Raw genomic sequence first — 13,069 nt, forward strand, 5'->3', positions numbered from 1 at the left:
CGAATAGTGGTAAGTAGGTAGACATAATTAAATATAAAATAAACTCCTAGTTTGTAGTGAGCGATTTATCGCTCAGAGCAAGGATTATCAGGACTAAAGTCCTTACTACAAACTTATGCCTAGATACTTAATGGTGAACGAGTTGTTTAACTTATCTTATTTTTTAGCAAATTTTCAAACTTGACCAGGTAAGTTACATCAACACCTGCTATATATTCAAACAGCAGTTAAAACAGCCTGAAAAGGTTGCAATAAAATACCCAAAATTTTATCAACTTCTTTAATATAATACTCAGTCGAATCTATATAAACAGTCGTCCCTTCTAAAAATAAAAACTTCCAGTTAGTTCCGCTAGTAACCGAGCCATAAATTCGCCCAAATTCATTGCCTTGATTTTGATTGAACAGCTGCGCTGCAATCATTGCCGCTACGCATTGACCCAGACCGCCGATAATATCTTCTTTTTTTGCTTCAAAAATAAACATTACCGGAGCAGAAATAAATAATTGTTCTTGGGAATGGCTGATGATGTAATTGCAAAAACCTTGCAAGCCTTGAGTTGCATCAACATTAAATTCATTTCCCGAAAATAGGGAGATTTTATTATTTAATAATCGTCTGATCTCTGCAATAATTGGTGCAATTAAAAACTCTGACCTTGCTTTTTCGGTTGAAATTGCAGTTGCTAAAGGGATGTAATCTATTAAAATTGTTCTGAGTGTTTCTGATGGTGTAACAGGTTTTGTATCAGCAAATAAATTCCGAGTTTCATCGAGTGTTAAATCAAAACTCTTTTTCACCTTGGCGAGACTAAAATCGCTGTATGCCATCCTTTTGCCTTGTGATTATCTATCATTAGGGTAATGTCCCCTTGTCACCTTTAACTTTATTCGCCAACTCTTTCGCCCTCGCCTGGGAATCAAACTTTAATTTATTATCCCAATGCTGTGCTTTGTTGAACTTTTCAACAGCGCCATTAATATCATCATTTCGTGCTAACTTCTCACCTTGGATGACTAATACTGTAGCACCTTGCGCCAAACGAGATGGAGTTTGGCATGATTGCAACTCTTCTAACACTTCTGGATGGCCAATGAAGTAATTATTCAGCAAGTTGCAACCACTGTGTAATAAATTATCGAAATCCAAATCCCATAAAATTATTGTTTTGTCAGCACTAGCAGAAGTTAACTGTTGTCCATTGGGGCTGTAAACCACACTCTCGACTACATTACTATGACCAGTCAGAGATTTGAGAAGTTGACCACTGCTGACATCCCAGATTTTGATGGTCTTGTCATCACTAGCAGAAGCTAACTGTTGTCCATTGGTACTGAAGACCACGCTATTGACCCAACCAATATGACCAGTCAGCGTTTTGAGGAGTTGACCACTGCTGACATCCCAGATTTTGATGGTATTGTCATCACTAGCAGAAGCTAACTGTTGTCCATTGGGGTTGTAGGCGACGCTATTGACCGCACTGCCATGACCAGTCAGCGTTTTGAGGAGTTTACCACTGCTGACATCCCAGATTTTGATAGTCTTGTCATCACTAGCAGAAGCTAACTGTTGTCCATTGGGACTGTAGACCACGCTAAAGACAGCACTGCTATGACCAGTGAGTGATTTGAGGAGTTTACCACTGCTGACATCCCAGATTTTGATAGTCTTGTCAAGACTAGCAGAAGCTAACTGTTGTTCATTGGGACTGTAGACCACACTAATGACCGAATTGCTATGATCAGTCAAAGTTTGGAGGAGTTTGCTGCTAGTGACATCCCAGATTTTGATGGTCTTGTCATAACTAGCAGAAGCTAACTGTTGTCCATTGGGGCTATACACCACGCTACTGACCAAATCGCTATGACCAGTCAGAGATTTGAGAAGTTGACCACTGCTGACATCCCAGATTTTGATGGTCTTGTCATAACTAGCGGAAGCTAACTGTTGTCCATTGGGGCTATACACCACGCTACTGACCACATTGTTATGACCAGTAAGCATTTTGAGGGGTTGACCTCTGCTGACATCCCAGATTTTGATAGTGTTGTTGTCAAGACTAGCGGAAGCTAACTGTTGTCCATTGGGGCTATAGACCACACTACTAACCGCATTGCTATGACCAGTCAGAGTTTGGAGGAGTTTGCCTCTGCTGACATCCCAGATTTTGATGGTCTTGTCAGCACTAGCAGAAGCTAACTGTTGTCCATTGGGGCTGTAGGCAATGCTATTGACCCAAATACTATGACCAGTCAGGGGTTTGAGGAGTTTGCCGCTAGTGACATCCCAGATTTTGATGGTCTTGTCATAACTAGCAGAAGCTAATTGTTGTCCATTGGGGCTGTAGACCACGCTACTGACCAAATCGCTATGACCAGTCAGGGTTTTGAGGAGTTTGCCGCTAGTGACATCCCAGATTTTGATGGTCTTGTCATAACTAGCAGAAGCTAACTGTTGTCCATTAGGGCTGTAGACCACGCTAACGACCTCACTGCTATGACCAGTCAGGGTTTTGAGGAGTTTGCCGCTACTAACATCCCAGATTTTGATGGTCTTGTCATCACCAGCAGAAGCTAACTGTTGTCCATTGGGGCTGTAGACTACGCTAATGACCGAATTGCTATGACCAGTCAGGGTTTTGAGGAGTTTGCCGCTACTGACATCCCAGATTTTGATGGTCTTGTCAGTACTAGCAGAAGCTAACTGTTGTCCATTAGGGCTGTAGACCACGCTATAGACAGATTCGCTATGACCAGTTAAGGTTTTGAGGAGTTTACCACTGCTGACATCCCAGATTTTGATAGTTTTGTCATAACTGGCAGAAGCTAACTGTTGTCTATTGGGACTGAATGCGACGCTAATGACCCCATTGCTATGACCTTCTAAAGTATTTACCTCTATAGGACGGTTTTCTTTCTTCTCATTTGGCTGTAAGTAAACCGCTTGCCGTAAAGTTGCTACAGTTTGCATTCGGGTATCGCTTCTGTGCTGTGCCCAAATTGTATGCTTGAGTTTATTACTTGCCTTTAAGGCTGTTATTAAAGCATCTGAATATTGTCCAGAGGCAAAAAAGGCTTCAGAAGAGTTATTGATGGCATTAATTAGCTGAACATTTGCCTCTACTGTCCACTGGAATGTTACCACTGCCAACCCAGCAAATCCTAAACCTGCGGAGATGGAACTAAAAAGGGCGCGTTTGAGAAAGTTATTCAGTTTCGCTTCACTCAGTTTTCTTTGTTTTCGTTCCTTTTCCAGTTCTGCCATTACCTGCTTTAACTTCGGTTCTTGTTGCTGGCGGATAAAGGCGGCAATGTAGTCATGTACTAGTTGATAATGGTCAGCCGGGTTTTCTGGTAGCAAAACCACTAAGCCGGATTGAACAAAAATTTCTAACACTAAATCTAATTGACTTATTTCAGAAGCTTGTTTCTCCCTAGCTTCTGACCCTCCCTGAAGTTCTGAGCGACGAAAGCCGCGGCTCAGACTTACTTTTGCCTGCTGCGATCGCCTTAAAAAAGATGTAAAAAGAATAAAGCCCCCTTTTTTAAGAGGGATTGGGGCAATCTCGAAGAAGTACGGGAGCAAATCGCGTTCCAACTCAGCGCGAGTCTTTAGAGGGCGAGTTCCTTTTTCATCGGTCAGCAAATAGAGTAATATGTCTGCTGCTTGCTGATTCTCAACACCGCAATCATTAACAACTTCATGCAAATAACGTTTAACCAATTCGTCCTTAGTACCACGCTGCCGATATTCTGCCAGAGTTGTAATATTCTCCGTTTGCAGTTGCGCCCCCACAACCTGCAACTCAATAGGACGAACTTCACCCAATTCTCTGGCTAAATCTTGTACCAGTTGTTCAACTAAAGCTGATTCTAAACGAAAACTAGTATTTTCAGTTAAACGCTGAATAATTGACTTTGTATCAGCAGGTGAAAAATTCCCCAACTTGTAAAGCACATTATTACTGAGAATGTCATTGCCAATAATCTTGAGACTGGACAAATCATTGCACTCCAGCAAGTAATGAATGTAATCCACCCGCAGCGATAAGATAACTTTCACCGATAGAACATTCAAACACTCTCCCAAAAACTCAAAGAATTGCTTTCTTTGTGCAGGTTCGGTGTAAACAAAGAAAAATTCCTCAAATTGATCAAAAATTAGCACTGTGCGGAGGTTACGCTGTTCGTTTTTGCGCAGTTGGGTGATTAGGAAGTTAGGAGTTAGGAGTGAGGAGTTAGGAGTTAGAAGTGAGGAGTGGGGATTTTGAGTATTAGAGGTCGAAGTTTTAAGTTCTGAGGTCGAAGTTCCGAGTTCTGAGGCTGAAATTTTGAGTTCAGGGGTCGAAGTTTTGAGTTCCGAGGTCGAAGTTTTGAGTTCAGTGGTCGAAGTTTGGAGTTCTGAGGTCGAACGTTGAGGTTCTGAAGCGGAAGTTTTGAGTTCCGAGGTTGAAGTTCCGAGTTCCGAGGTTGAAGTTCCGAGTTCCGAGGTTGAAGTTCCGAGTTCTGAGGCTGAAAGTTGAGGTTCTAACTCTCCCCATTCTCCAGTTCCTCCCAAAAGCCTCCCCAACTCTTCCACCCAGTTGGTGTAAACGCGCATTACCACCGGCAAATAATCTTGAGTGCCGATTGCTTTATTCTTTAAAGCTGGCATTAGTCCCGCATTTACCAGGGAACTTTTGCCTACACCCGATTGCCCATGAATTACTATCAACTTATAATCAGGGCGACCCATGCGTTCAATTAAACGTTCTACATCCAAAAGACGACCAGATGCAGCAATTTCTGGGGCAATATTTCCTTGGGGAGAGTTTGAGCGCAATGTCTCTACAAATGCCTGTTTTGTTGCTTCTAACCTACCCGCACCAATAAAAGCCCGCAAGCCAAATTGCTGTTCAATGGAACGCCGCTGCTGTTTAATTTTGTATGCTTTGAGATATTTTTTCTGTTCAAAATAAAGCTGCTGCAAAAATCTGAGAATATCCAAGTAAAGCCTGACATCTTCTAGGGGATTACCCACATCTTTAGCAGTTTCTAAGCTGAGGGTTGCCTCTTGAATTTGACCGAGATGGTATTGAGAACGACCTAGAATAAATCGATACAAGCTCAAGTCTTTTGATTTTAAAACCCTTTCGGAAATATCAGATAAAATCCCTGATATATTAGCTGATTCCAAATCTGGAATCGTAGCAAAAACTTCTAATGCTTGTTTAACTAACTGATTTGCTTTAACCCAGTTTTTTTGAGCTAAAGCCACCTCAGCTAAAAAACCATAATCTTTGGCTATTTCCCTTGGCTGCTTGTTATTTTGATGGATTAATAAAGCTTGTTCTGAAAGACTCTGTAATATTTCCCACTTTTTCAAGTCTCGCAAAATATCACCAAATTTAACTACTGAACTAGCAATTAAATCTGGACTTTTAAACTGGCTAATAAAATTTATATACTCTTGAAGATAATGCCAAGTTGTCTGCCAATCTTGAGAATTGATATCTTGATGCTTCAAAGCTTTGAGATAATAGCAAAAGCTAATCTCAGCGAGGATTTTTACCTGTCTTTCTAAATTATAACTTTGCTGCCAGAGCTTATAAGCTTTGTGATAATGTTGCAGTGCCGAATCTTTCTGATTGTTTATCTGTTTAACAAAACCTAAGAGAGATTCTAAGTTAGCTTGAATTTGTAAATTATAAACATCTGGCTTGTTGAGTAAATATCTTTGCGCCGCTTCTAATTCATTTTCCAGCTTAATATATACATCGAAGCTAAATTTTAAGTTATTACTAAACCACTGATTAGCTGTTTCAATAATAAAATCTACTAATTGTTGGGTTGATATATCAAAATTTCTCGTAGTTGCCCAACTTTCCAAATCTGGTGCAAGCTGTATTAGTTGCTTGTAGATTTCATCGTCAATCCACAACACTAAGGGAAAAGCAAAATTCTTGCGAAACTCCTCCCGCACCTGATTAGCAGAAGTTAACATCACAGACAAATTCTGCACTGATTCCAAACCCACAACCATCACACAGGCTGGTATTTCTTCGCCGAATTCTTCCTGAATGGTAGTATAAAGAGTTCTGTTTGATTCCTGCACTGCCAAGATACGAATTTCGACTTGGCAAATTTCTTGCAATCTTTGGATGAGGCGATCGCGCAAGCTAGCATAATTACACCGTGCCAATATCAGCTTAAACTGTCCCACAGAGGATTCAATCGCCCAAGCTAATTGTTTCAGAGAACGCTCGTTGTTTACATGGTCATCTTCTGGTGATTGCGAGTCTGCCATAAGTTGATGTGCTTTTCAGGTGCGAATTTTTACTATATGTTTTGACGTTGAGTCAACATATCCCGCCTTGCACTCAAGTACAAGGCTAATAGCTGAAGTCCACTTTAGTGGACTGGAAAGAATTATTAGTCCTCTTGAGAAAACTTTAGCTATTAGCCTCGGAATTTATTCCCAGGCGGGTGAGTGGATAAACGAAAGATACCTTACTGCAACTCCTTCGCCTCAGCCAAAACGGGATTAACATCAAACCAAGACTCGCCACCATCCCGATATTCAAACACAAACCGACTGCGGATCAGTTTTTGATATCCGTGGTCATCACTCACCTTTTTCCTTTCCTTGACATGGCGTAACAATTGCCACTCATCCTCAGAAATCGGCAACATGATTTCATTCCGCCGAGAACGAATAACTTGCTCTAAGGTTTCACGGGTTAGGGGAAGACTCATCTCTTCCATAATCCAGGTATTCAGCAGCCTCAGCACGTCCCGCACATGACCACCGCTCATTTGACATAAACGCTCTAGACTGGCAGCACTATCAAAAATCTCGGTAACTTTATTTAAACGCTCCTCTGGTGTCAAGTCAGGAAAAGCTCTAGCTAGTACCATCTGCTGCATGAGTGACATTCCCTGTGTATGAACACTGCCATCAGACCATTGCACAGGAACCATTGGTAACACCTTGGGGTCTTCTGGGAAACGCTGAGTCAGCATTCCGTAATCATTGGAAAACTTCAACGACAAAGGCATGGTGTAGATGAGATGACAATTCAGCTTCGTCAAAAACTCACCCTGATCGACAAATAAATATTCCTGTTGCGGACGACCCCAAGGTTTGGCACGATTATCTATGCGGTCAAGATTATCGACAATTACCACCAGACCATTTTTACCTTGCTGTTTGAGTTTAGCGATCGCAGGTTCCAATAATTCTTGATTAATCGCTTCTAACAGCTTAGTTTTTTGTGGTGCTAAATATTGATTGAGTTTTTCTCGCAGCGTTGGGTCATTTTTCATCTTCGCGGTGATTTCCCCAATCCCTACAGACAGAGAAAACTTTTCTTTATCTGCCGATAAACCCACATCACCAAGCACCGGAAGCTTAACTTTTCCCGCCGTCACCTCGGAGTTTAATACCTTCCAAGCACCTTGCAGCAACTCATTAAACTTGTTGGGTTCCTCTAGGGTAATTTTATCCAGACTTTGACTCACCCGCCGAGCGATCGCTAGCAGCACATCAGCAATATCGACATCAGTCATTTCCAAGTCGTCACTGGACTCAAAATAGACCACATGAAAACCTAACTTTTCCAGTTCAGCCTGTAAGCGCAATAATTCTGTTGATTTACCACAACCAATATGCCCAGTAAATAAAGTGCAAGTAGGTTCATTCGGCTTAAAAAAAGTAATCTTCTGCTTCAGCTTGCCCAGAATATCACCACCTCGTACCGAGGAAAAATCTATATAATACTTGCCATCAGAGCTATTGTTGACAAACAGAGTTCTGCTGGGATCGCTAGCCTGATAAAATTCCCGTAAATCTATGGACATAACCTGGTAGTGCAATAATCTGGTATTGTCTTAACATATCCTTGTAAAAAAGGATAAAGTTATTTACATCTTGGCATCTCAATATTTCGGAGAATTTTCGCATTTACTACCTCAAAGGCGATCCAATCACATCAAGAATTCTCTGCGTACCTCTGTGCGACGGCAGTCGCTACAACGGAGGGAACCCCCGCAACACGCTGCCCATTGGTGTCAACTTAAGCTAGAAATAGCTGCGCTACGGGCTTCATAACCCGCCAGAGAATTCATTCTCTGGCTCATAGCTAAAGTCTACTGAAGTAGACTGAATATTTTTGGGGATATCTAGTCATCTTCAGATGACTTTAGCTATGAGACAGGGATTTACAATCCCTGGCGGACGTGCGGTTTCGCGTTAAGTTGACACCAATGCGCGCTGCCTCCCCTCTGCGTTTAACAATATTTAAGTTATCTGCAAAAACCCAGACTATTTTTTGATACTATTTAAGACCGGACTCCTTAAATATTGATTGACGTATGAGCAAAGGTACCCTGTTTGACAAAGTTTGGGACTTACACACCGTTGGTACACTTCCCTCAGGGCTGACGCAACTATTTATTGGGCTTCACCTAATTCATGAAGTCACCAGTCCCCAGGCTTTTGCTATGTTACGCGAGAGGGGTCTAAAAGTACTGTTTCCAGAGCGGACTGTGGCCACGGTCGATCACATTGTGCCCACAGAAAACCAGGCGCGTCCCTTTGCCGATAGCTTGGCAGAGGAAATGATCCAGGCGCTCGAAAATAACTGTCAAGAAAATAACATAACTTTTTACAATATTGGTTCTGGTAGCCAGGGTATAGTTCACGTCATCGCTCCAGAACTTGGGCTGACCCAACCAGGAATGACGATCGCTTGTGGAGATAGTCACACTTCCAGTCATGGGGCATTTGGTGCGATCGCATTTGGTATTGGAACTAGTCAAGTCCGGGATGTTCTCGCTTCCCAAACCCTTGCTCTCTCAAAATTGAAAGTCCGCAAAATAGAAGTTAACGGTACTCTCAACCCTGGAGTTTACGCCAAAGATGTCATCCTGCATATCATCCGCACCCTTGGCGTGAAAGGTGGTGTGGGTTATGGCTATGAATTTGCAGGTACGACATTTGAACAAATGAATATGGAAGAGAGGATGACTGTCTGCAATATGGCGATCGAAGGCGGTGCTAGATGCGGTTACGTCAATCCCGATCGAGTCACCTACGATTACCTCAAAGGCAGAGATTTTGCACCCAAAGATGCAGATTGGGATAAAGCAGTAGCTTGGTGGGATTCCATCAAGAGCGATGCAGATGCCCAGTACGATGATGTAGTTGTATTCGACGCTGCGGAAATTCCTCCTACCGTCACTTGGGGGATTACTCCCGGTCAAGGTATCGGTGTCAACCAGTCAGTACCTCAGCCAGAAGAACTGCTAGAAGAAGACCGATTTATTGCCGAAGAAGCTTACCGCTACATGGATTTATATCCCGGTCAACCGATAAAGGGCACTAAAATCGATGTCTGCTTTATTGGTAGTTGCACCAACGGCAGAATTAGTGATTTGCGAGAAGCGGCGAAAATCGCCAAAGGTCGCCACGTTGCAAAAGGAATTAAAGCCTTCGTTGTCCCCGGTTCCGAACGGGTGAAGGAAGAAGCAGAAGCAGAAGGACTGGATAAAATCTTTCAGGAAGCCGGATTTGAATGGCGTGAACCGGGATGTTCTATGTGCCTAGCCATGAACCCCGATAAGCTGCAAGGAAGACAAATCAGCGCCTCTTCCTCCAACCGCAACTTTAAAGGCAGACAAGGTTCCTCTTCTGGTCGGACATTGTTAATGAGTCCGGCGATGGTGGCTACTGCTGCGATTAAAGGCGAAGTTTCTGATGTGCGTGAGTTGCTGTAATTTTTTGGTCATTGGTCATTTGTCATTGGTCATTTGTAGAAATTAACATGCTGTCATTGAAATGATAGGTAAATAAAGTTTATGGTGAGTGAAGTTAAAACAGTTTCAGGGCGCGGTGTACCCTTAGTGGGCAATGATATAGATACCGATCGCATTATTCCTGCGCGATATTTAAAAGCCGTTACCTTTGATGGGTTAGGCGAAGGCGCATTTATCGATGACCGGACAGCGCTCAAAGGTGAACATGCCTTTGACCAACCCCAATACAAAGGGGCGAATATTTTAATAGTCAACCGTAACTTTGGCTGTGGTTCATCACGAGAACATGCACCCCAAGCGATCGCAAAATGGGGAATCCAAGCTTTAATCGGTGAAAGCTTCGCCGAAATCTTTTTTGGTAACTGTGTGGCAATGGGCATACCTTGTTTGACAGCCGATGCTGTGACTGTTAAACAACTGCAAGATTTAGTTGCTGCCAATCCTCAAGCCGCTGTAACAGTAAACCTGGAAACCTTGCAAGTGCAAATTGGTGATTACACCGCTCCAGTTGCGATCGGTGAAGGGACAAGAAGCACATTTATTTCTGGAACTTGGGACGCTTGCGGTCAGTTGGTGGCGAATGCTGACCAAGTTCTGGCAACAGCTACAAAATTACCCTACGTCGGTTGGAGCAATTTAGCCGCGAGTTAGTATTCTCTCATTCCCTGACTGTCAGCCAGGGAATGATGTCAACTGCGGTCAATTCTTGTGATTCCTGCGTGGCATCTAAATACTGTTCGGTTAAGGCAAGAGACGCGATGAATCACCGTCTTAACAATAACTCAGTCTTTAACCAAATCGTATTGCATGGCCTCTCCCCTAATAGGCTTACGGTGTACACACAAGTCATCTGATTACCCAAAAGTCCTTCTAAACCTCACCCTGGTTTTGCTATGCAAAGCCTTCCGATAGGACAGGGTGAGGTTCTTTTATTATAGGCAATTCAGCGGACACGATATAAGCCGTCGAATTTACGTAACTCTAGAACCAAAATATTGAATCAGATTAAAGTATTACATTTTACTCATTAGATAAATACTTGTTTGAGAGTAAATGTAAAAATCAATGCTCCAATTTCAACAAAAATCCGGGTTAATAACTGAATGAATTGATTTTTATTAGGTACGTTGGAATCACTAGTACTTATAAATTCTTTGAATCAAAACTTACAATATTTTTCATATAAACACTCACTTATTAATACGACTCAACGAATTAAGCAGCTGTCAGTAAAGTCACAATACGAATACGGTTTAGTATTTAATATTGTCATTTTTTCAACGTTACTTACATTTGTTTGAACTTGAGCAAAAATCGTTCAATCAGTTGAAAGCTAGTTTGTAAAAGGCATTCACGAGCTACTCTTTCTTTTTCAGATGACGTAAAAAGTCAGGATGTATTCAACTCTATCTATAAAAATCATAGTGAAGAAGTTTTACAAAAACCAATATTCTGCATAAAAGAAGAAAATATCTCTGAGTAATACTTAGCAGCTAAAAACTATAAGTTTTGTAGTTCATAGAGAGAAACTAGTACTTCCATACATTTATTAAAAATGAAGTATTAGTAACTCATTATTCACTTAGAGAAATTAAGAATTAGGAGTATTAATCATGGCAGTAAATTGGATTCCAGACCCAGGGCCAACTAATGGAGCAGATATAGGTATCAGTAATGCTGCTTCTGATAACTTCAATGGTTTGGGTGGAAATGACAGCCTTTTTGGAAATGGTGGTAACGATCTGTTACGAGGTGGCGATGGTATCGACTTTCTATCTGGTGGAGGCGGGAATGATACCCTAATCGGAGATCGTGGGAACGACACCTTCACTGGCGGAAACGGCAACGATCGCCTGATTTGGAACAATGGTGACGGTAGCGACAGAATCAGCGGTAATGCTGGCTATGACGTGGTTGAGGTCAACGGCGCAGGTGTGGGAGACAACTTCCGCCTGCAACAAGATGCTCAAGGCAGAGCAATCTTCGATCGCCTGAACCTGGTTCCTTTCACTCTGACTGTAGACAGTGCAGAAAGGTTTGAAATCAATGGTGGTGGAGGTGAAGACACCCTTGATGTCAACAACCTCTCAGGAACTTCTGTAAATGCAGTCTGGTTCACAGGCGGGGCAGGAAATGATGTACTCGATGGTAGTGGTACAGCGACACCGTTAAGAGCCTTCGGCGGTGAGGGTAATGACAGCCTGACAGGTGGTACTGGCAATGATAACCTCTATGGTGATACCGGTAATGACCTGTTACGAGGTGGTGATGGTATCGACTTTCTATCTGGTGGGGACGGGAACGATACCATACTCGGAAATCGTGGCAACGACACCTTTACTGGTGGAAACGGTAACGATCGCCTGATCTGGAACAATGGTGACGGTAGCGACAGAATCAGCGGTAATGCTGGCTATGACGTGGTTGAGGTTAACGGCGCGGGTGTGGGAGACAACTTCCGCCTACAACAAGATGCTCAAGGCAGAGCAATCTTCGATCGCCTGAACTTGGTTCCCTTCACTCTGACTGTAGACAGTGCAGAGAGGTTTGAAATCAATGGTGGTGGGGGTGATGACACCCTTGATGTCAACAGCTTGTCAGGAACTTCTGTAAATGCAGTCTGGTTCACAGGTGGGGCTGGCAATGACTTCCTGGATGGTAGTGGTACAACAACACCGTTGAGAGCCTTCGGTGGTGAGGGTAATGACATTCTCTATGGTGGCGCTGGCAATGACTTACTCTATGGAGATAGTGGTAATGATACATTACGAGGTGGTAAAGGTAATGACATCCTGACTGGTGGTGCTGGTGGCGATCGCTTTGTATTCAACTCAGGTGTTGGGTACAATAGTGCCGATCTCGGTGTCGATACAATTACTGACTTCAGCAACTTTAACGATAAAATTGTCCTCGATAAGACAACTTTTGGCGGACTCAATAATCTGCTCCAAATTAGGATAGTAGCTAATGATGCAGCAGCGGCAACTAGCTCTGGACTCATTACTTACAGTCTTGGAACTGGCAACTTGTTCTTCAACCAAAACTTGACATCACCAGGCTTTGGGACAGGTAGTCTGTTTGCCAACATTGATAACGATAACAATCAATTCACAGCCCCACCATTATTATCAGCGACAAACTTTGAGATCGTTGCGTAAACATCTCTCAAAATCCATAGAAGGCTAAGGCATGTCTGCAAGCTTACAGCTAAATCCAAATTAAGTAGGTCAACCAAAAAAAACGTAAGATAGATAGAGTGCAGAAATCAAGT

The 13,069-nt window shown here is 42.6% G+C and carries 6 protein-coding genes; 3 read left to right on the plus strand and 3 right to left on the minus strand.

Going from position 1 to position 13,069, the window contains the following annotated elements; genetic code table 11:
• Positions 1 to 216: 216 nt before the first annotated feature.
• The 3 genes from RMX69_RS11720 to RMX69_RS11730 all read right to left on the minus strand — a co-directional run bounded on the left by RMX69_RS11720 (position 217) and on the right by RMX69_RS11730 (position 7,842).
• Positions 217 to 831, minus strand: a complete 615-nt coding sequence (locus RMX69_RS11720; protein WP_289797070.1) for a hypothetical protein — start codon at positions 829 to 831, stop codon at positions 217 to 219.
• A 25-nt stretch (positions 832 to 856) separates the two neighbouring features.
• A complete protein-coding gene (locus RMX69_RS11725; protein ID WP_322637573.1) occupies positions 857 to 6,289 on the minus strand; it encodes a ribosome assembly protein 4 in 5,433 nt (1,810 codons plus the stop codon).
• Positions 6,290 to 6,492: 203 nt separating this feature from the next.
• Positions 6,493 to 7,842, minus strand: a complete 1,350-nt coding sequence (locus RMX69_RS11730) for an AAA family ATPase (RefSeq protein ID WP_322637574.1) — start codon at positions 7,840 to 7,842, stop codon at positions 6,493 to 6,495.
• Between the two features lie 513 nt (positions 7,843 to 8,355).
• Between RMX69_RS11730 and leuC the strand changes: the two genes are divergently transcribed.
• The 3 genes from leuC to RMX69_RS11745 all read left to right on the plus strand — a co-directional run bounded on the left by leuC (position 8,356) and on the right by RMX69_RS11745 (position 12,956).
• On the plus strand, positions 8,356 to 9,759 hold the full coding sequence (gene leuC, locus RMX69_RS11735; RefSeq protein ID WP_322637575.1) for a 3-isopropylmalate dehydratase large subunit: 1,404 nt from the start codon (positions 8,356 to 8,358) through the stop codon (positions 9,757 to 9,759).
• An 81-nt stretch (positions 9,760 to 9,840) separates the two neighbouring features.
• Positions 9,841 to 10,449, plus strand: coding sequence for a 3-isopropylmalate dehydratase small subunit (gene leuD, locus RMX69_RS11740; RefSeq protein WP_322637576.1), 609 nt, complete (start codon positions 9,841 to 9,843; stop codon positions 10,447 to 10,449).
• Between the two features lie 962 nt (positions 10,450 to 11,411).
• Entirely contained in the window at positions 11,412 to 12,956 is a 1,545-nt protein-coding gene (locus tag RMX69_RS11745; protein WP_322637577.1) for a calcium-binding protein, read from the plus strand.
• The last annotated feature ends 113 nt before the right edge of the window (positions 12,957 to 13,069 follow it).

The sequence above is a fragment of the Nostoc sp. EspVER01 genome (assembly GCF_034530635.1).
In the GTDB taxonomy this organism is placed as follows: domain Bacteria; phylum Cyanobacteriota; class Cyanobacteriia; order Cyanobacteriales; family Nostocaceae; genus Nostoc.

Bases quoted from the DNA above. Each gene is read 5' to 3' on its own strand.
- RMX69_RS11745 (WP_322637577.1), top strand. From the start codon at position 11,412: ATGGCAGTAAATTGGATTCCAGACCCAGGGCCAACTAATGGAGCAGAT.
- leuD (WP_322637576.1), top strand. From the start codon at position 9,841: ATGGTGAGTGAAGTTAAAACAGTTTCAGGGCGCGGTGTACCCTTAGTG.
- leuC (WP_322637575.1), top strand. From the start codon at position 8,356: ATGAGCAAAGGTACCCTGTTTGACAAAGTTTGGGACTTACACACCGTT.
- RMX69_RS11720 (WP_289797070.1), bottom strand. From the start codon at position 831: ATGGCATACAGCGATTTTAGTCTCGCCAAGGTGAAAAAGAGTTTTGAT.
- RMX69_RS11725 (WP_322637573.1), bottom strand. From the start codon at position 6,289: ATGGCAGACTCGCAATCACCAGAAGATGACCATGTAAACAACGAGCGT.
- RMX69_RS11730 (WP_322637574.1), bottom strand. From the start codon at position 7,842: ATGTCCATAGATTTACGGGAATTTTATCAGGCTAGCGATCCCAGCAGA.